The 20,731-nt window shown below is 32.9% G+C and carries 19 protein-coding genes; 12 read left to right on the forward strand and 7 right to left on the reverse strand.

The annotated features are described in order from the left end of the window. Window positions 1-4: 4 nt before the first annotated feature. From AB3G36_RS06465 to obgE, 3 genes are all read left to right on the forward strand, one after another. A complete protein-coding gene (locus AB3G36_RS06465) occupies window positions 5-577 on the forward strand; it encodes an adenylate kinase (protein ID WP_367757156.1) in 573 nt (190 codons plus the stop codon). A 150-nt stretch (window positions 578-727) separates the two neighbouring features. After that, window positions 728-2,002 (forward strand): hemolysin family protein, encoded by a 1,275-nt coding sequence (locus AB3G36_RS06470; protein ID WP_367757158.1) that lies wholly within the window; start codon window positions 728-730, stop codon window positions 2,000-2,002. Window positions 2,003-2,158: 156 nt separating this feature from the next. Further along, on the forward strand, window positions 2,159-3,160 hold the full coding sequence (gene obgE, locus AB3G36_RS06475; protein ID WP_367757160.1) for a GTPase ObgE: 1,002 nt from the start codon (window positions 2,159-2,161) through the stop codon (window positions 3,158-3,160). Window positions 3,161-3,235: 75 nt separating this feature from the next. Here the strand turns inward: obgE and AB3G36_RS06480 are convergent, their stop codons facing one another. Together AB3G36_RS06480 and AB3G36_RS06485 are read right to left on the reverse strand one after the other, a co-directional pair. Beyond that, window positions 3,236-3,697 carry a DUF962 domain-containing protein gene (locus tag AB3G36_RS06480; RefSeq protein ID WP_367757162.1) on the reverse strand — a complete coding sequence of 154 codons (462 nt, stop codon included), beginning with the start codon at window positions 3,695-3,697 and terminating at the stop codon, window positions 3,236-3,238. 241 nt (window positions 3,698-3,938) lie between these two features. Continuing rightward, the gene (locus AB3G36_RS06485; protein ID WP_367757164.1) at window positions 3,939-4,928 is read right to left on the reverse strand and encodes a glycosyltransferase family protein; all 990 of its coding nucleotides are present in this window, start codon (window positions 4,926-4,928) and stop codon (window positions 3,939-3,941) included. Window positions 4,929-5,138: 210 nt separating this feature from the next. Here AB3G36_RS06485 and AB3G36_RS06490 point away from each other — a divergent pair, with 210 nt between their 5' ends. The 6 genes from AB3G36_RS06490 to AB3G36_RS06515 all read left to right on the forward strand — a co-directional run bounded on the left by AB3G36_RS06490 (window position 5,139) and on the right by AB3G36_RS06515 (window position 9,907). Next, entirely contained in the window at window positions 5,139-5,852 is a 714-nt protein-coding gene (locus AB3G36_RS06490) for a tetratricopeptide repeat protein (RefSeq protein WP_367757166.1), read from the forward strand. Next, window positions 5,849-7,204, forward strand: coding sequence for a UDP-N-acetylmuramate--L-alanine ligase (gene murC, locus AB3G36_RS06495; protein ID WP_367757168.1), 1,356 nt, complete (start codon window positions 5,849-5,851; stop codon window positions 7,202-7,204). The genes AB3G36_RS06490 and murC overlap by 4 nt, the downstream gene beginning before the upstream one ends. 8 nt (window positions 7,205-7,212) lie before the next feature. Continuing rightward, on the forward strand, window positions 7,213-7,671 hold the full coding sequence (locus AB3G36_RS06500) for a GNAT family N-acetyltransferase (RefSeq protein WP_367757170.1): 459 nt from the start codon (window positions 7,213-7,215) through the stop codon (window positions 7,669-7,671). 66 nt (window positions 7,672-7,737) lie between these two features. Then, a complete protein-coding gene (gene radC / locus AB3G36_RS06505) occupies window positions 7,738-8,430 on the forward strand; it encodes a DNA repair protein RadC (RefSeq protein ID WP_367757172.1) in 693 nt (230 codons plus the stop codon). Window positions 8,431-8,446: 16 nt separating this feature from the next. After that, window positions 8,447-9,136, forward strand: a complete 690-nt coding sequence (locus AB3G36_RS06510) for a YjjG family noncanonical pyrimidine nucleotidase (RefSeq protein WP_367757174.1) — start codon at window positions 8,447-8,449, stop codon at window positions 9,134-9,136. Between the two features lie 3 nt (window positions 9,137-9,139). Next, window positions 9,140-9,907, forward strand: coding sequence for a hypothetical protein (locus AB3G36_RS06515; protein WP_367757176.1), 768 nt, complete (start codon window positions 9,140-9,142; stop codon window positions 9,905-9,907). Window positions 9,908-9,965: 58 nt separating this feature from the next. Here AB3G36_RS06515 and AB3G36_RS06520 read toward each other — a convergent pair whose 3' ends face one another. Continuing rightward, window positions 9,966-11,243 (reverse strand): replication-associated recombination protein A, encoded by a 1,278-nt coding sequence (locus AB3G36_RS06520; protein ID WP_367757177.1) that lies wholly within the window; start codon window positions 11,241-11,243, stop codon window positions 9,966-9,968. A gap of 220 nt (window positions 11,244-11,463) precedes the next feature. Here AB3G36_RS06520 and AB3G36_RS06525 point away from each other — a divergent pair, with 220 nt between their 5' ends. Then, a complete protein-coding gene (locus tag AB3G36_RS06525) occupies window positions 11,464-12,243 on the forward strand; it encodes a rhomboid family intramembrane serine protease (RefSeq protein WP_367757179.1) in 780 nt (259 codons plus the stop codon). 54 nt (window positions 12,244-12,297) lie between these two features. Here the strand turns inward: AB3G36_RS06525 and rlmB are convergent, their stop codons facing one another. The 4 genes from rlmB to AB3G36_RS06545 all read right to left on the reverse strand — a co-directional run bounded on the left by rlmB (window position 12,298) and on the right by AB3G36_RS06545 (window position 19,607). After that, window positions 12,298-13,032 carry a 23S rRNA (guanosine(2251)-2'-O)-methyltransferase RlmB gene (rlmB, locus tag AB3G36_RS06530; protein WP_187017200.1) on the reverse strand — a complete coding sequence of 245 codons (735 nt, stop codon included), beginning with the start codon at window positions 13,030-13,032 and terminating at the stop codon, window positions 12,298-12,300. Window positions 13,033-13,102: 70 nt separating this feature from the next. After that, on the reverse strand, window positions 13,103-14,551 hold the full coding sequence (locus AB3G36_RS06535; RefSeq protein ID WP_367757181.1) for a SusD/RagB family nutrient-binding outer membrane lipoprotein: 1,449 nt from the start codon (window positions 14,549-14,551) through the stop codon (window positions 13,103-13,105). 3 nt (window positions 14,552-14,554) lie between these two features. Continuing rightward, complete coding sequence (locus tag AB3G36_RS06540; protein ID WP_367757183.1) at window positions 14,555-17,812, reverse strand: SusC/RagA family TonB-linked outer membrane protein; 3,258 nt, start codon at window positions 17,810-17,812, stop codon at window positions 14,555-14,557. An 85-nt stretch (window positions 17,813-17,897) separates the two neighbouring features. Beyond that, window positions 17,898-19,607, reverse strand: a complete 1,710-nt coding sequence (locus tag AB3G36_RS06545; RefSeq protein ID WP_367757185.1) for a hypothetical protein — start codon at window positions 19,605-19,607, stop codon at window positions 17,898-17,900. 181 nt (window positions 19,608-19,788) lie between these two features. On the opposite strand from AB3G36_RS06545, the gene rpsL reads away from it, so the two are divergent. Continuing rightward, window positions 19,789-20,172: a 30S ribosomal protein S12 gene (gene rpsL, locus AB3G36_RS06550; protein WP_007136570.1), complete on the forward strand. Its 384-nt coding sequence runs from the start codon at window positions 19,789-19,791 to the stop codon at window positions 20,170-20,172. Between the two features lie 73 nt (window positions 20,173-20,245). Beyond that, window positions 20,246-20,722 (forward strand): 30S ribosomal protein S7, encoded by a 477-nt coding sequence (rpsG, locus tag AB3G36_RS06555; protein WP_035668130.1) that lies wholly within the window; start codon window positions 20,246-20,248, stop codon window positions 20,720-20,722. Window positions 20,723-20,731: the final 9 nt, after the last annotated feature.

Below are 20,731 nucleotides of genomic sequence, written 5' to 3' on the forward strand. Positions count from 1 at the left end.
CACTATGATTAATATCGTTTTATTTGGGAAACCAGGAGCAGGAAAAGGAACTCAAGCCGAGTTTTTAAAAGAAAAATACAAGTTAACTCATATTTCAACCGGCGATGTATTTCGTTTCAATTTGAAAAATGATACAGAACTAGGAAAACAAGCAAGAGTCTACATGGATGCTGGAGATTTAGTGCCAGATGAATTGACCACTAAAATGCTAATTGATGAGGTAAATAAACATCCAGATACTAATGGAATTTTATTTGACGGATATCCTAGAACAATATCTCAAGCCGAAGCATTAGATGCTTTTCTTACGACAATTAACTCTAGTGTTGCTGCCACAATTGCTCTTGAAGCCGATGATGAAATCCTGATTCAACGTTTATTAGAAAGAGGAAAAACAAGTGGTAGAATTGACGATCAAGATGAAGATAAAATTAGAAATCGTTACCAAGAATACAATGAAAAAACCGCTCCATTAATGGGGTATTACGATAAACAAGGAAAGTTTTATGCCGTAAATGGCATTGGGACAATTCAAGAAATTACAGAGCGTTTAAGTTCGGTAATTGATAATTTATAGGAGCAATTCCAGCTGTACGTTGCAAGTCCTTGCTTAGAAATCAATTTTTCTAAAATAAAAAAGGAGCTTCCGCTGGGCGCTCTTTTTTATCAAGAAAAATAAGGTTTTACAAGTGGCGCACTTTTTACTACCATCTGGGCTAAAAAAAACATGGAAATACTAATAATATTTTTTTTAATTCTATTAAATGGAGTTTTCTCCATGTCTGAAATCGCACTAATTTCAGCCAGAAAAAATAGATTAGAATCGGCTGCTAAAAAAGGAAACAAAAGTGCTAAGATAGCATTAGAGTTGGCCAATTCACCTAATAAGTTTTTATCAACGGTCCAAATAGGGATTACATTGATAGGAATCTTAACAGGTATTTATAGTGGTGATAAAATCACTTTAAATGTAGAAACTTTTGTTAGTGGTTTTGAAATTTTAAAGCCGTACTCTCATACTATTTCAGTGGGAATAGTTGTGGTTGTTTTAACCTTTTTTTCATTGGTTTTAGGAGAATTATTACCAAAAAGAATTGGTATGAATCATCCTGTGTCTATTGCTAAAGCAGTGGCAATGCCTATGAAAATGGTCTCGATTATAACGGCGCCATTTATCTGGTTGTTAACTCATGCCACCGAGTTTCTATTGAAGGTTTTACAAATTAAACCCAATGCAGATGGTAAAGTTACTGAAGAGGAGATTAAAGCTTTTATAAAAGAAGGTACCGAAGGCGGAGAAGTGCAAGAAATTGAGCAGGATATTGTAGAGCGCGTTTTTCACATTGGAGATAGAAAGATAAATTCATTGATGACGCATAGAAAATCAGTGGTTTTCTTGCAGCAAGATGCAAATAAGAGTCAGATTAAGGAATACATAATAAAAGATCTGCATTCTATTTATCCAGTGTATGGTACCGATTATGATGATATTGTAGGTGTTGTAAATTTGAAAAGCATTTTTGCGCGCATCGATGATGAAACGATTGATCTTTCTAAAATTATGACTGATGCGCCATTCATGATGGAGCATACTACAGCTTATAAAGCATTAGAGAAATTTAAAAAATCAGGAATTCATTATTCTTTTGTGGCTGATGAATATGGTGTTTTTCAAGGTGTCATCACCTTGAATGATATTTTAGAAGCATTAGTAGGTGATGCGTCTGATTTTTATAAAGAAGATTTTCAGCTGATAGAAAGGGAAGATGGAACTTGGCTGGTTGATGGGCATTATTCATTACATGACTTTCTTACCTATTTTGAATTAGATGATTTGATAAATGATTATGATGTGACAACCGTTAGCGGATTAATTATGACTGAGCTTTCACATATACCAAAACAAGGTGAAAAATTGATTTGGCATCGATTTGAATTGGAAGTCATAGATATGGATGGTATAAAGATTGATAAAGTAATGGTGAAATCATTACGAAAATAAAATAGATTGCCCTATTTTAAAGCATAAGATATGTGGTGAATAGGGTAACTCAACATTGAATACTAAAAAAAAATGACAGAGGATTTGAAATTAAAAGGAGGACAGCTGGTGGCTGTCAGGTATTTTAGATCAATGTCGAAGTAAAAGAAAAGAGTTATGACTGAAGGGAACTTCGTAGATTACGTAAAAATATTTGTTTCTTCTGGTAAAGGAGGAAAGGGGTCTACGCACTTGCATAGAGAGAAATTTATTGAAAAAGGAGGACCTGATGGGGGTGATGGTGGACGTGGTGGACACGTGTTTTTAGTTGGGAACAAAGGACTTTGGACTTTGTTTCATCTTAAATTCGCAAGACATATCAAAGCTGGTAATGGTGGAGATGGTAGTGGTGATAGAAGTACTGGTGCTGATGGGGACGATAAATTTATCGAAGTACCATTAGGAACAGTAGTGAAAGACAAAGAAACGGGTGAAATCTTATTTGAAATCACTGAAGACGGAGAGAAACAAGTGCTTTCTAGAGGAGGTAAAGGAGGTTTAGGAAACTGGCATTTTAGAAGTTCTACTAACCAAACACCAAGATACTCTCAACCTGGATTACCTGGTGTTGAAATGGATGTTATTCTAGAGCTTAAAGTTTTGGCCGATGTAGGTTTGGTAGGTTTTCCTAATGCTGGAAAATCAACCTTATTGTCGGTATTGACATCTGCAAAACCTAAGATTGCCGATTATCCTTTTACCACTTTAAAACCAAATCTTGGAATTGTAGCCTATAGAGATTTTCAATCTTTTGTAATTGCTGATATTCCGGGAATTATTGAAGGTGCTGCCGAAGGAAAAGGATTAGGCCATTATTTCTTGCGTCACATTGAGCGTAACTCGACTTTATTGTTTCTTGTTCCTGTGGATACACCAGACATTAAAGGGGAATACGATATTCTTGTAAACGAATTGACAAAATACAATCCTGAAATGCTAGATAAAGAACGTCTTCTGGTAATATCAAAATGTGATATGCTGGATGACGAATTAAAAGCAGAGCTTAAAACAGAATTGGACGTAGCATTCAAAGATGTTCCTTATATGTTTATATCCTCTGTTGCACAACAAGGATTGACAGAGTTGAAAGACAAACTATGGAAAATGTTGAATGACTAAAGAGTCTATTTCTATAAATAAAAAACCCACTATGACGCGATTGCTTTATAGTGGGTTTTTTTAGTAAAATGCTTCTTAATTTAATTTAAGCACAGAATCTATTACCCAAGCTGGACCAATCAATAAAAACTGTAAATCCTTAATGAATGACGGTTTCTTACCTTCTATTTTATGACCATAAAATTGCCCTATCCAACCAATAGTAAATACAGCAATTGAAAACCATAATAATGGAAATGTTTGTGAAATAATATAGTTGCCAACTAAACATAGCGCTGTAAATAGTAACATTTTTAATCCCATAGCTAATGATAGTCTAAAATAGAAAAACAATACGAACACTAAGACAACAAAAGCCCAATTGGCAAAAATAGGATGGAGAGAAGCAAGTGGTTCTAATATTTGATTGGGAATGCTCATGAACAATCCTACGACAGAGAAAAAGATTAAAGGCACACAGAGGTAATGAATTTTTTTATTGGTCACGTTTTTATGACTTAAACTGTATTCTTCAAACCATTGATCTAATGTTTTCATGTTTTGTTTTTTACTATTGGTAGCTAATGTAATAAAAAAACATAAAATTGCTGCTATTGGCTCATTTTATTAAAAAGGAAGTAATTAGTTGACAGTATTGTGATTATATCAGAATTTTTTTTTGGATGAGGGCTATATGCTACAATCTTTATTGAGGTTTTTTTACCTCAATAAAGATTGTAGCATATAGCCCGACCCGCTTTTTTTTTGCGGGACAGCCCATAATAATAATAATAATAATTTAGTCTTTGTAAGTGTCAAATAAGTATTCGAGGGTTTCGGGGATATTATTGGCCTGCATTTTTGGATAGATAAGATCTAAATCAATCCAGTTTTCTATAATCGTATTAAAATCATCCCCCACTTCATAGACAACGGGAACCCCCAGTTTTTTTAAAGCAGCAGCATTGCACTCTTGTTCGTAATGATTACGAATAGGAATGGAAAGTACTTTTTTACCAAGATACAAAGCTTCGGAAGGAGTTTCAAATCCGCCACCAGTAATGATTCCCTCACAAGTAATAAGGCTTTTATTGAATTTTTTTTGATTTACAGGAAAATAGGTAATGTTGCCTATTTTGTGTGTTTGTTCCACTGTATTTAGAAACCAGTGAAATTGAATCCCAGGAATGCTATTAAAGGCTTTTTCTAAGCAATCTTTATCAAAGGAAGGTAAATACACTGTAATGTGCTTTAAATTGGTTGGTTCTGATGCTATGATTTCATCTTTAATGATTGGTGGAAGGATAAAAGAATCATATTTTTCAAAATGCAAGCCAATGTTTTTTCGAGATGGAGCGTAGTGTTTTAAGATCATTTCTCCCATTAGGCTCTTTTTTTCTGGTCTTGGAGTATGTGTCGAAATGAAGCTAGCTTGATGTCCTAATTGTACCGAGTTAACATTTTGCATTTTACAGGCCAAAGAGGTTATAGAATCAAAATCATTTATAATTATATCATAGTCTTTTAAAGGCAGTGATTCAGCATCTTTGTAAATTTGTCTGGGTTTAATGTTTTTTACAATATCCCAATAATCTAAGCCACCACATTTACTGTAATGTAAACTACAGCCTTTGCTTTTGTATTTTACAGGTAGCTTAATATCGAGGCTGGTATTGTTTCCGCTTAAAAAGAAATCTATAGTTCCGTATTTTTGTAAATAAGGATAAAGTTGCATTGCTCTACTGATATGTCCATTACCAGTAGCTTGTATTGCATAAAATATTTTCATAAATCCTAATTTATATAAAGAGACAAGAATGATTTTGTTTTTAGTTTTTCTATTTTAAATTGTTAAAACAAAAGTAATTGGACTATGTTATGATAAGGTTTTTTAAACTTTTCTAATACATTATTATTTTAATCGCATTCTCTATTTTTTTACTTTTTTATCTAAGCTAAAAATATTTTTATTCCTTTAAAATTTCCTTATTTTTGAAAAATGAAATACATTTTAAACTTCATTTTATTTTTCCCACTCGTAGTATTGTCTCAATCTAATTTTGATAAAGGACAAAGTTTATTTGAGGCAGGGAAATTGGATCAGGCCGAAATTGTTTTTGAAAGTATTTTAAAAACGGATCCAACAAATTTAAAAACAATTGAATATTTAGGAGATATAGCAGGTCAGAATAAGTCCTGGGATAAAGCTATAGAATTGTATGAAAAATTAAAGGGGTTAAAGCCGTCAGAAGCCAATTTTCAATATAAATACGGTGGTGCTTTAGCTATGAAAGCTTTGAGCGTTAATAAATTTAGGGCTTTAGGGATGGTAGATGAAATCAAAGAATCTTTTGAAAAAGCGATAGCACTTAATCCGAGGCATATTGAATCCAGATGGGCATTAATTGAATTGTACATTCAGTTGCCTGGATTTGTAGGGGGAAGTGAAACAAAAGCAATACAATATTCAAATGAATTATATAAACTTTCAGCTGTTGATGGACTTTTGTCTAAAGGGCATATAGATGAGTATTTTAAGAGATACGTTAAGGCGGAGCAGCAATATAAAAAAGCAATTGCAGTTGGGAATTCTGTAAAAAGTTACCAAATGCTGGCTAATTTGTACAAAAACAAAATGAAAGAACCTGCAAAGGCAGAGGCAGTTTTGTTAATTATAAAAAATTTAAATTCAACACCTAAGAAAAATATATGAGAACTCATTTTATCGCTATCGGTGGTAGCGCCATGCACAATTTGGCTTTAGCATTACATAATAAAGGATACCAAGTGTCGGGTAGTGATGATGCTATTTTTGAACCATCAAAATCACGTTTAGATAAAAAAGGAATTTTACCAGCTGAATTGGGTTGGTTTCCTGAAAAAGTCACTCCAGATGTTGAAGCAGTAATTCTAGGAATGCATGCTAAGGCAGACAATCCTGAATTATTAAAAGCGCAAGAATTAGGATTGAAAATTTATTCATATCCAGAGTTTTTATACGAACAGTCTAAAAATAAAACCCGAGTTGTAATAGGCGGTTCTCATGGTAAAACGACCATTACTTCGATGATTCTTCATGTAATGCATTACCATGATATTGCTGTGGATTACATGGTAGGTGCGCAATTAGAAGGGTTTGATACCATGGTTCATCTTACGGAAGAAAATGATTTTATTGTTTTGGAAGGAGATGAATACTTGTCGTCACCAATTGACAGACGACCAAAATTTCATTTGTATCAACCTAATATTGCTTTGATTTCTGGAATAGCTTGGGACCACATTAATGTTTTTCCAACCTATGAAAATTATGTAGAGCAGTTCGAAATTTTTATTGGTAAAATTACAAATGGGGGGATTCTAGTGTACAATGAAGAAGATCCTGAAGTAAAAAGGGTAGCGGAAGAAGCTACCAATCCAATCCGTAAACTGCCATATACTACTCCAAATTATAAAGTTGAAAATGGAATTACATTATTAGAAACTCCAGAAGGAGATATGCCTATCGAAGTTTTTGGTGGACATAATTTAAATAATTTGGCTGGTGCCAAATGGATTTGTCAAAACATGGGTGTTGATGAAGCTGATTTTTATGAAGCAATTGCCAGTTTTAAAGGAGCTTCAAAACGATTGGAAAAAATTGCCGAAAGTAAAACGAGTGTTGCTTATAAAGATTTTGCGCATTCTCCTAGTAAGGTAGCTGCAACTACAAAGGCGGTGAAGGAACAATATCCCAATCGTACTTTGGTGGCTTGTTTAGAATTGCATACGTATAGCAGCTTAAATGCCGAATTTTTGAAAGAATACGAAGGTGCACTTGAACATGCTGATGTAGCGGTGGTGTTTTATTCGCCTGATGCAGTTAAAATTAAGCAATTAGAGGAAGTTACATATGAGCAAATTGCAAATGCTTTTAATAGAAAAGACTTAATTATATATACGAATCCTATTGAGTTTAAAGAGTATTTGTTTGGCTTAAATTTTGATAATTCTGCTTTGCTGTTGATGAGTTCTGGTAATTATGGCGGATTGAATTTTGATGAAGTCAAAAAAATAATACAATAATCATTTGAATGGAAGATCAAATTAAAATTATAAAAACGACTAGTGAAAATAAAGATTTTATTTCATTGGTAGGAGATTTAGACAAGAGTTTGTGGGAAACCTATCCAGAGTTGAAATCCAATTATTGGGGCAACAACATTATTGAATTAAATCGGAATGTAGTAATCGTTTATAATGATGATGTGGCAGTTGCCTGTTCTTGCTTCAAGAAATATGATAAAAATACAATCGAAATAAAACGTATGTTTGTTTCTCCTGAAATACGTGGGAAAAGATTGGCACAAAGAATGTTACAGGAATTAGAATCTTGGGCAAAGGAGTTGGGTTTTTCTTTTTCGGTTTTGGAAACCTTGTATAAACAAGAAGCGGCTATTGGGATGTATCAAAGGGCAGGTTATTTTATTATAGATAATTACCCACCTTATGAAGGTTTGGGAAATAGTATTTGTATGAAAAAAAGCATTTAAATTCCACTGTAAATGTGGGTTTAAAAGAGAATTCATAAGTATTTGTATCAATTTAAATCTTTAAATGTGGAGCAAAATAATTTTCCGATTACCCATTGGTCTGAAGACGACAAACCTCGTGAAAAGTTGATGCTGAAAGGCAAAAGCGCATTAAGCGATGCAGAGTTGATTGCTATTTTAATTGGTTCTGGTAGTAGAAACGAATCGGCGGTGGAGTTAAGCAAGCGTATTTTAAAGAGTGTAAATAACAACTTGAATGCGTTAGGGAAATTGTCTATTTCACAATTGATAACATTTAAAGGAATAGGAGAGGCAAAGGCCATTTCTATTATTGCAGCTCTTGAATTAGGGCGACGAAGAAGAACTGAAGATGCGTTAGAGTTAGTAAAAATAACTTCTAGTAAAGCGATTTTTGAATTAATGCAGCCTATAATAGGAGAATTGCCACATGAGGAATTTTGGATTGTTTATTTAAATAATTCGAATAAAGTGATTTCAAAAGCACAATTGAGTAAAGGTGGGATAACTGGAACTTTGGTGGATGTGAGGCTGGTTTTTAAAAACGCATTGGAACTGGGAGCAACTGGTTTAATTTTATGTCACAATCATCCTTCGGGAACGTTAATTCCTAGTGATGCTGACAAGCAAATAACCAAGAAATTGAAGTTAGCGGGTGTTAGTCTTGAGATCATAGTTTTAGATCATTTAATTGTTACTGAAACAAGTTATTTTAGTTTTGTAGACGAAGGAATATTTTAAAAAATAAAAGAATAAAATGAAAATAGATAATATAAAAGATGTGTTTTTTGATTTAGATCATACGCTTTGGGATTTTGATAAGAATTCTGAAATTACTTTTGAGAACATATTTAATAGAAATCACCCAACTGTTGCCATAAAATCGTTTATTGAGAAATATGTACCTATTAATCAGGCTTGTTGGAAACTCTATCAATATGATAAAATAACGCATCAGGAATTGCGTTACAATAGATTAAAGCAATCATTTGATGCATTGAATTATACTATTTCAGATAAAGAAATTGATATTATAGCTGATGAATATATTGAATATTTACCGGATAATAATCACCTTTTTGATGGAACATTTGAAATTTTAGATTATTTAAATGAAAAGTACAACCTTCATATTATTACGAATGGTTTTGCAGATGTTCAGTATCGAAAAATCAGTAATTCAAAATTAACGAATTACTTTGATACGGTTACTAATTCTGAAATGGCAGGAGTGAAGAAACCAAATCCCATTATTTTTGAATATGCATTAGATTTGGCCAAAGCCAAAAAAGAACATAGTATTATGATTGGGGATTCCTTAGATGCTGATGTTCAAGGAGCGTTAGATAGTGGATTGGATGCTATTTTTTTTAGTGAAGCTGTTTTTCCAGTTGAAAAGCATATAAAACAAATTAATCATTTATTAGAAATTAAAAATTATTTATAAATTATGAAAAAAGTATTGCTTTTACTGGTTATGTTAGTTTCTTTTTTGGGATTTTCTCAGTCGATGACAAATTATAAATATGTAATCATCCCTTTAAAATTTGATTTTTTGAAAAGTGAAAACCAATATCGTTTAGCGACATTATCAAAGTTTAACCTTAATAAAGCGGGCTTTGAAGCTTTCTATGATAATGAACCTTTACCTAGCGATAATATTCAACGATGTGACTTAATGTCATTTGACGTTATTAAAGAAAAGTCATTTCTGACTACAAAAATGCATGTGGTTTTTAAAGATTGTTATGGTAAAATTATTTACCAATCAGAGACAGGAGTGAGTAAAGAAAAAGATTATCAACTAGCCTATACTGAAGCCTTAAACAAGGCATTTATGTCAGTTTACGCATTGAATTATAAGTATGTTGGTTCTAATAAAATAGTAGAAAGTAAAGTAAATACTATTAGTGCTAATTCGGATATAGTAACTGTGAAAGAAGTTATAAAGGTGGAGGAGAAATTAGTTCCTGTTCCTAAAAAAGAATTAATTGAAGATACAGGGTTTTTATATGCACAACCTGTTGTTAATGGGTTTCAATTAGTCGATACCACTCCAAAAGTGGTAATGAAAGTTTATAAAACCTCTAATGCTAGTTGTTTTATTGCTGAAAAAGATTCCAACAATGGCGTGTTAGTTTCTAAAGACGGGCAATGGTATTTTGAATATTATAAAAAAGACAAATTATTTTCAGAAAAAATAGCAGTTAAGTTTTAGTCGTAACTGTTTGAATAAAAAAAGCAGATTATTCTCTTGGGATAATCTGCTTTTTTATTTAATAACCGTATTTGTTTTTCCATCGGTTTTTTAAGAATTCCCGAGTCGTATTTTCTCTTGAATTGTTTCCAGGAACATAGATTGCTTTGTTGCTTAGCTCTTGGGGTAGAAACTCTTGCTCTGCAAAATTATCGGCATAATCGTGAGAATATTTGTAATCTTCTCCATAACCCAACTCTTTCATTAATTTTGTAGGAGCATTTCGCAAATGTATAGGAACTGATAAGTCTCCGGTTTGCTTCACTAATTGTTGTGCAGTTCCAATAGCTAAATAAGAAGCATTGCTTTTGGGTGAAGTTGCTAAATAAATGGCACATTGACTTAAAATAATTCTACTCTCAGGATAGCCTATTGTCGCTACAGCCTGGAAAGTATTATTAGCCATAATAAAAGCAGTTGGATTTGCATTTCCTATATCTTCACTAGAAAGAATTAACATTCTTCGCGCTATAAATTTCACATCTTCACCACCTTCAATCATTCTTGCTAGCCAATAAACAGCTCCGTTTGGATCGCTTCCTCTTATCGATTTTATAAAAGCAGAAACTATATCGTAATGTTGTTCGCCGCTTTTGTCATACAAAACGGTCTTTTGTTGCACAAGTTCGAATACCCTTTCGTTAGTGATTATAATTTTGTCTTCAGCGGATGCATTTACGACAAGTTCAAAAATATTCAATAGCTTACGTCCATCGCCTCCAGAAAGACGCAATAAAGCCTCTGTTTCTTTTAAAGTGATGTCTTTTGTGGCTAAAAATGAATCCGTCTTTAAGGCACGTTGTAGTAATGCTTCTAAATCGCCCTTTGTAAAAGCATTCAAAATGTATACTTGGCAGCGTGATAATAGTGCGGGAATTACTTCAAAACTTGGATTTTCTGTTGTTGCACCTATAAGGGTAATCCATCCTTTTTCAACTGCAGCTAATAAAGAGTCTTGTTGTGATTTGCTAAACCGATGGATTTCATCAATGAACAGAATTGGATTTTTAGCGGTAAAAAGTCCGCCACTTTGCTTCGCTTTTTCTATTACATCTCGTATGTCCTTTACACCAGAGTTGATTGCACTTAAGATGTAAAAGGGGCGTTTGGATTCTTGTGCTATTATTTGCGCTAATGTGGTTTTACCCGTTCCTGGAGGTCCCCAAAGTAGGAGTGAAGGGATAATTCCTTTTGCTATTTGTTGCGTTAAGGAGCCACTTGGCCCTACTAGATGAGACTGACTAATATAGTCTTCTAATTTTTGTGGACGAATTCGTTCTGCTAATGGTGCTTCCATTTTGTAAAATTACTATTTTTTTTTGAAGCTTTTTCCAGCTATCCACTATATCTTTTATTCCGTTTGCTCGTGCCTCGCTACTACATAAAAGGATGCCGTTTCTATCTGGGCTAAAATCATTTGGTTTTCAAAATGTATTTATTTTCTAAACTATGACAAAATAGCATTTGTATAATTTTGGATGTATTTTTGTGATATACTTTATAATAAAATTTTATAAATGGAAAAAGATTTTAAATATTCAAATTCAGTTATAGCGCTACCCCTTTTTTTTGTGCTTTTCCTTTGGTTTATTTATTGGTTGGAGATTCGATATGATTTTGATTTTGTTGAAAACGGCATTTTTCCAAGGACATTTTCTGGATTACAAGGGATTTTATTTAGTCCGTTCATTCATTCCAATATTGATCATCTTTATAGTAATTCAATTCCGTTATTAATTTTGTTGGCTGCACTTCAGTTTTTTTATTCCAAGCAATCACTTTATGTTATTGTGTTGGGCATACTTTTATCAGGATTAATAACTTGGATTATTGGTAGAGAAAATTATCATATCGGAGCAAGTGGGCTTATTTATGTTTTAGTTAGTTTTATCTTCTTAAAAGGAATTTTGACAAAATACTATAGGTTAGTTTCATTGTCTCTTTCGGTCATTATGTTTTACGGAGGAATGATTTGGTATGTATTCCCTAAAGTAGATGAAACTATTTCTTGGGAAGGTCATTTAGGAGGTTTGATCACGGGTTTCTTATTGGCTATTTTTCTAAAAACGCCAGAGTATGAAAAAGTAATAAAATACGATTGGGAAAAACCAGATTTTGATGCTACCCAAGATAAGTTTATGCAACGGTTTGATGAAAATGGAATTTTTGTGAATTTACCAGTGCCAGAAATAGAAGGAGAAATAGAAGATGAAATTCAATCGTATTATTCCTCAAATCTTTCTGTTAATTACGATATCGTTGAAAACGAAAAAAATGAATCAAAACTAGAGTTTTGATTCATTTTTATTTATTCTTGTATTTTGATTGATGTGAGAATAGGGATAAGGGATTTAACTTCTTTGTCTAACGGCTTCATATAAAAAAGCACCACAAGCTACTGATACATTTAAGGAGCCTATAGTCCCAAACATAGGAAGTTTTGCTTTTTCATCTACTATCTTTAAAACTGATGGGTTTACACCACGGTCTTCAGATCCCATTATAATTGCTACAGGTTCGTTTAATGAAATGTCATAAATGTTTTGATCTGTTTTTTCAGTTGCTGCAACCGTTTTTATTCCACTCGCTTGCAAAAGGAAAATAGCGTCTTTAATATGTTCTACTTTACAAATCGGGATGTTAAACACTGCACCAGCTGATGTTTTAACAGTATCTCCATTGACAGGAGCTGATCCTGCTTTTTGAACAATAATTCCATTAACTCCAGTACATTCTGCAGTCCTAATTATTGCACCAAAATTACGTGCGTCAGAAATTTGATCTAGGATTAAGAATAATGGGGTTTTTCCATTTTCTACAACCGTATTAATTAATGTTTCTAAATCAAAAAAGGAGATAGGGGAGATTGTAGCTACTGCACCTTGATGATTGTTAGGTGTTAGTCTATTTAGTTTTTCTACTGGAACGTAGGAGAAGTTTATGTTGCCACGCTTCATCACTTTCATTAAGTCCTTCATTAGTTCGCTACTCGCTTCCTTTTGTATATATACTTTATCAACAGTTGCACCAGCTTGTATGGCTTCAATTATTGCTCTTATTCCAAATATTTGATGTTCTTTTTCCATGGTGCAAATATATAAAAAAAAACCACCAGCTTTCGCTGATGGTTTTAATATTATTCAAGTGATGAAATAATTAGAATTTATCCCAAAATACTTTAGTAGTTAATAAATCACCACCACTAATAAGAGCTGAAGCAGCACTTACGTTTGTTTGATTTACCGTTTGTTCTGCAGCAGGATATTTATATCTTGTTGGTACAGATTTAAGGTCATTGTATGCAGCAGCTGGTGCTAATAAAACTGGGAAATCTAATCTTCTGTAAGAGATCCAAGATTCAAATCCTCTGTTGTATAAACCTATCCATGCTTGTTCTCCAATACTTTTTTTCCAGTTTGCAGCATTATATACTACTGATGGTTGAGCTAGGTAAGTAGCAACATCAGCAGTTGCAACACCCCAGCTTTCCATTGAAGCTGTAATTGCAGTTGTGTAATGTGTTGCTGCTGTACCTCCAACTGCTACTCCTCTTGCAGCTGATTCAGCTAGTAAGAATTCAGTTTCAGTATAATCAAATATTGTTCCTGCAAAAGTAGGATCTAAAATATCATCATTAATATGTGAAAAGTTAGTGTAGCTGTTAGATGTACCATAGATACCACCTTTATAAATTGCTGTACCAGGTGCTACAGTAAAGTATTTAGCTCTTCTTGGGTCAGCAAGTGCATTTAATTTGTCAGCAAATGTATCTGCAATTACAAAATCTTTTCTTCCACTTGCAACGATATCCACATATAATGGATTTGCATTAGGTTCTGCTCCTAAATAAACTAGATCAGCATTGTCAGAGTTACTTGTCATTACTCCTGCGTTTACTGCAGCAGTAATTTGAGCACTAGCATAAGCAGCATCAACATCATGCATGTTAACAGCAAGTCTTAATCTAAGAGAGTTTGCAAATTTTTTCCATTTAGCAGCATCTCCACCGTAAATTAAATCAGCAGATCCAAAACTAGAATCTGAAGAACTTAATGAAGATACATCCGCAGTAAGTCTACTGATGATGTCTTTGTATATTGTTTGAGCATCATCATACTTAGGTAGAGGATGTCCTTCAATATCTAAAGCTTCTGTGTAAGGTACATCTCCAAATGTGTCCACTAAAACACTAAAAGTATATGCTGACATGATGTCAACAATTGCTTTTTTGTTTGCTAAAATAGCTGCTTCAGTTGGTCCTGCAGTTACTTGTTTGTCCAATAAAGTTTTTGACTCTTTTAAATCTCTTAATACATCTCTATAAAGAATTGTAAAATGAGTATCTGGAATAGGTCTTGTAGTCAAGTTGTATTGACTTTCATCTGGATAAGTCGTTTCTGCCCAATATTGTGTAAACAATCTGAAAACATTTCTGTTAACTGATGCATTAACCATCTGGTCAACTAAACCTTTCTGAGCATTTGTGAATAAAAACTCTGGTTTTGTTGTAGTTGGGTTCTTTGTATCTGCATTTAATCCTGTAATATCATCAGTACATGATACCGTTAAGGCTATAAATGAGATTAATAAAAATATCTTTTTCATAATTTAAAATTTAAATGTTACGTTACAACCAATATTTCTAGTTGATGGCAATGAACCGATTGAATATCCTGCAGAGTTTGAGTTTGCACTTAATCCACTTTCTGGGTCAGCATAAGGAAGGTTTTTGCTTATTATCCATAAGTTTGAACCTACAATGCTAAATTTCATTTCTTGAAGATTCATTCTCTTAACAATAGTAGTAGGTAAGCTATAAGTAATGTTAACTTCTCTTAATTTAACAAATGATGCATCGTAAACAAACGCTTTGTTAGGAGCTCTTCTATATCCTGATACGTTTCCATATTGGTCAGGAGAAGGAGTTCTTACTGTATTTGCAGTTCCGTCAGCTTGTACACCTGGTAAAATTACACCACCACCATTTGCGATAGTATTTCTAATAGGATTTCCTAGTTCATTGTTACCTGCAGTTACGTCATATAATCCAGTAGCTAAGCCATAAGCTTGATCAAGAGAGAAGATGTCTCCACCTTGTTTCATGTCTATTAAGAATCCAAGAGATAAGTTTTTGTAAGTAAATTTATTACGAACCCCACCAATCCAATCAGGATTAACATCTCCGATTACATTGTTAGCTGATGCATTTACAACGTATCTACCGTTAGCACCTACAACTTTTTCACCATTCAAGTAAGTAAAGTCTGTACCTCTAAGCACACCATAAGCTTCACCTACAGCAGCATTAAGAGTTACACCTTGACCAAATGAACTTAATCTAAGGTTTTCAATTCCGTCAACTAATTTAGTTACTTTATTTTCGTTTTTAGACCAGTTTACAAATACATCCCATTGGAAGTTTTTTGATTTAAATGGTGTAACGTTAAATTGAACCTCAATACCTTTATTTTCTACAGTTGCTGCATTGATATATCTAGCACTGTTTCCTGTAGATGTAGAATAAGGAACTGAAATTGCCTCTCCATCATTTACGTTTTTGTATGCACTTACTTCAAAACCAATTCTTCTGTTTAAAAATTGCATTTCCAAACCAATTTCTTGAGTGTTTGTTTTTACAGCTTTTAAGTTAGGGTTGTTTTTTGTAGAAGCAACTGAATATTGTTGATTTGTTCCAAATGGGTCATTTTTGATATAAGTATCTACTAATGATTGATTTGGTGTACCAAGTGGAGATTCAGAATATCCAGCTCTAATTTTACCAAAACTTAACCATGGTTGGTTAACGTGATTTGTGAAAACATATGATCCAGATGCTGAATACGTATTAATCGCATTTTCGTTTTGTGGTAAAGTAGAGAAAGCATCTCTTCTTACAGTCGCATCTAAAAATGCAAAGTCTTTATATCCAAAAGATGTTGATGCGTAGTAACTATTGATTCCTTGGTTTACTTCAGATTCTACTGGAAATGGAACACCAGCAACAGAATTAGATAAACTAAAAAGATCTGGAACAATAAGTCCACCTTGAGTTGAGTTCAATGTAGAAATAACTCTAGTTTTTCTTGATGTACCTCCGGCAACTCCGTTGAAGCTAATGTCTTCTGAGATGTCTTTTTTGAAAGTCAAGATAAAGTCATAATTTTGTTCAGAGAAGTTTCTCATGTATTTTTGATACCCAGAAGTTTCTGCTAATCTGTTAATACCAAAATCACCTGCAATAGATCCGAAAGCTCTTCTTTCTTCACGTAATTCACTGTATGAATCAGTAGATATTTTACCTGTAGCAGTTAACCAGTCTGTTAGTTTATAGTCTAATTTACCGTAACCTAAGAATCTGTTTCTTTCATCTGATTGGAAGTTTTTATTTCTAATGAAATATGGATTATCCCAATAGATTTGTGTTAAATCTGAAGGATCAGAATAATTCCAGTTGATGTTTTGTCCACCAGATCTTTCGTAAACTTGTTTCAATTCTTGAACATCAACGTTTGTTTGCCACCATTGACGGAAGTTAGACATAATGTTTTCATTATATCCTGTTGAATTTCTACCTACAGTACCTTGAGTGTTGTAATTAGCAAACGCACTAACAGATAATTTATCTGAAAATATGTGGTTTACTTTAACGCTCATACTATTTTTTTTCATATCACTATTTGGTAAAATACCAGTCTGTTTTGAATTAGTAAAATTCAACACAAAATTTGTAGTGTCATTTCCGTCTTCTAACGATACAGAGTTGTTAAAAGAAGTTGCTGTTTGAAAAAATGTAGTAGGATCATTTTTTGCAGCTACCCAAGGAGTAGCTTTTTGGTAGCTATCAGACCATGGAGTAAATGCATTCCAATTGTATACTAGTAAGTTAGGGTTGAAAGCCGCTCCGTAAGATGCATCTTCAGAAGTTGGTACAACTAAGTCTTCAACACCGTCACCATCAATATCTCTTGATAAGAAATATCCAGAAGCATCTTCATAATAAGGTCCGTAACCAGCACCGTATTTGTCTTGGTATTTAACAAATGTTGATTTGTCAATAGTTCCAGCAACAAATTCAGATGATACTGTAACACCTAATCCTTTTTTTGTTCTACCTTTTTTGGTAGTAATCATTACTACTCCATTTCCTCCTAAGTAACCATATAAAGCAGAAGCTGCTGCTCCTTTTAATATGTTTACGCTTTCAATGTCTTCAGGATTGATATCCATAGCAGCATTACCGTAGTCATAAGTGTTACCAGCTCCAGTAGTTTGACTTGCAGTATTTGAGTTAATGTTTGAGTTGTTAATAGGCATTCCGTCTATTACAATTAACATTTCATTATTACCAGTTAAACTCTTAACCCCTCTAGATACAATACTTGAAGAACCTCCAAAGTTGTTGTTTCTTTTGATGTTTACACCAGCTACTTTACCTGAAAGTTCATTGATGAAATTTCCACTTCCAGCTCCTGCTGTTAAATCTTCAGCTTTAATCTCTTGTGTTGCATAACCTAAAGATTTTTTCTCTCTTTTGATTCCTAAAGCAGTTACAACAACGCCTTCAAGCTCCATAGCAGTGCTTTCTAACTTGACATTAACAGTTGATGATGTAGCTTTTAATTCTTGGGTTTTCATCCCAATGTAGCTAAATATCAAGATTTGACTTGATGATGCTTTGATAGTATATTTACCATCAAAATCAGTTTGTGCTCCGTTTTTAGTTCCTTTAACTAATACACTTACACCTGGTAAAGGCATACCTGTATTGTCAGAAACAACACCCGTCACAGCTCTCTCTTGCGCAAAAGTTAGTTGCGCCATAAGTACTACTAGTAGTACTAAGATTCCATTGAACTTTAGTTTCATTTTTAAATATTTTGAATTAGTGTGACAAAACTCTTAATAAATTGTTAACTTTCCTAATAATTGAAAACCTTTTTTATGCACGCATTCAAAATTTAACATTATAACTTATGTGAATGATTGTGTTATAAAATTTGAATTCTTCGTTTTTTCTACTACCGTTTGCAATTGATAATTTTATGAGCCCGCCTTTTGTTAGAGCTCCAATTCCTAAACCTGTTCCTAGTATTTTTGTTGTTTTGTTATTCTTTTCAGTGTTAAAAGGGTCTTTTAAAATGCTGTAGTCTAGTATGCTATGTATGTATAACTGTGGTGTAATTAAATAGCGATACTCTGTTAGTAAAGCTGACATTATATTTGCTTGCAGGCTGTTTTCTTTAAATCCACGTATTGAATTTATTCCTCCATATCGATATAGTTCATTGATATTGTATGAAGCACTTTTTAAGTAATAACTTTCATTTTTAATGTTGATAAAATTTTTTTCATTTATGCTAAATAGATGTTGAATGTTTAGATTTATGAACGCTTGTTTATTTGTTGGGGTGTTTTTGTCTTTGAAATTTGTTTCGCGTTTTCCTGTCCCTAGTTTTAATATTAATGTAGTTTTTGATGGAAATAGAGTGTTGTTGTAATTGTAATGACTGTATTCTATGTTTGTTGTGATAAAAGAGTTCTTATAATCACTTATGAAATTGGTATTTGTATTTTGGATGTCGCTTGAAGTGGTCGATTGGTATCCTAGGTAGAAACGAGTTTTGTAATTTGAATAATATCCAATGTCGATTGCTGTTTTTGTATTTTGATATATACTGTCTTGTTTGAAAATATCTAATTGCGCCCGTAGTCCTATTGGGCTATTTAATATATAAGGAATCTCTAGGCTAGTTTTGAAATTTTTTTGTTTTTTTTCATCGCTTTTCCAATATAATGTAAATTGTTCTCCGGTTAATAATAGGTTTTCTAGTTTTAAATCAAGGTATCCGTTAAGTACTATTTTATTTTGGGCGTTATTGTTAAAACCTATAAATCCGTCAAAATTGTTTGTCTTTCGTTTGTTGAGATAAATGTAGATTTTGGTGCTGTCTTTTGTGAACAGTATTTCTGGATATTTTATTTGGGTTGCGAACCCTAAGTTTTCAAAATCGTTATTAATTAAGGTTACTGTTTTTTGATTGTATGTTTTGTCCTTGTATTTGTGATTTATTTGGGTAAGGTATCCTTTTGGAAAATAATCATCAATGTTGTTGTTTGCTTGTTTAATGACGATTTTATCTATTTTTCTCTGATTTTCTGTTTCAAAGTCTAATTCTGCAAAAAGGATGTCGTTTTTTTTTGTAATATTTCTTAGTTTTAATTTCGTGAATGCGTAACCTCTTAGTTCTAATTTATGTAGGGTTTCATTTAAAAAATATTCTATTTCTGAATAGGGCATTATTAAGCTGTCCTTCTTTTGGTCGAATAAATTGAGTTTTTTGTATTTTGAATTTATACCTATATATATATGTATGTATTTTATTTTGTCTCCTATTTTTAAATTCGCAACATAGGAGGTGTCGTTAGTCTTCGTCAATTTAATTAATCTACTTTCGGTGTATCCTTTTTTTGAAAGTTTCTCCAAAACAAGGTTTGTCTCGTTTTCTATTGATTTTGTATTGATATGTATGGTCGAATAGGTAAGGGAGTCAATTTTTTTTGTTTCTAATGAAGAGTTTCCTGATATTTTTAATTGAAATTTCTGAGCTTGACAATTTAAGCTTAGGAGTATTAGTAATAGATAGGTTTGTAGGTGCTTCAATTGAAAATTAATTTTGATAAAAGTAATATAAATATCTAAAGTTTAAAATGTAATTCATTAAGGAAAATAATCTTATTGAAAATTAATGGATTAACGTTTGTAGAGTAAAAAATAATTTATACATTTGCAACCCCGTAAAAAGCGGGAATTAAATATACATAATAAATTTTTAGTATTAATTATGCCAACAATTCAACAATTAGTAAGAACAGGAAGAACTCAGATAACTAAGAAGAGTAAATCGGTTGCTTTAGATTCTTGTCCTCAAAGAAGAGGGGTTTGTACGCGTGTTTACACTACAACACCAAAAAAACCAAACTCTGCAATGCGTAAAGTAGCGCGTGTACGTTTGACAAATGGTAATGAAGTAAATGCCTACATCCCTGGTGAAGGACACAATTTACAAGAGCACTCGATAGTATTAGTTAGGGGTGGAAGGGTAAAAGATTTACCAGGAGTTAGATATCACATCGTTCGTGGTGCACTTGATACGTCAGGAGTAGCAGGAAGAACGCAAAGAAGATCTAAGTACGGAGCTAAACGCCCAAAAGAAGCAAAAAAGTAATTTAAAGTAATGTTCTTGTAATGGCGTAATTTATTATGTCTATACAAGTATAGTATTTTATTAAAAAAAAGACATGAGAAAAAGAGCGGCAAAGAAAAGACCACTTTTACCAGATCCAAGGTTTAACGACCAATTGGTAACGCGTTTTGTGAACAACTTAATGTGGGACGGTAAAAAATCAACAGCTTTTAAAGTTTTTTATGATGCAATTGACATTATAGAATCGAAAAAGCAAGATGCAGAAAAACCATCATTAGAAATATGGAAAGATGCTTTAACTAATGTTATGCCTCACGTAGAAGTACGTAGTCGTAGAGTAGGTGGAGCTACATTTCAAATTCCAATGCAAATTAGACCGGATAGAAAAATCTCTATGGCAATGAAGTGGTTAATACTTTATTCTAGAAGAAGAAATGAAAAATCTATGGCTCAAAGATTGGCATCAGAATGTTTAGCTGCGGCTAAAGAAGAAGGTGCTGCTGTTAAGAAAAGAATGGATACTCACAAAATGGCAGAGGCTAACAAAGCGTTCTCTCACTTTAGATTTTAATTCATAAGA

This window comes from Flavobacterium sp. WC2430, assembly GCF_040822075.1.
GTDB lineage: Bacteria > Bacteroidota > Bacteroidia > Flavobacteriales > Flavobacteriaceae > Flavobacterium.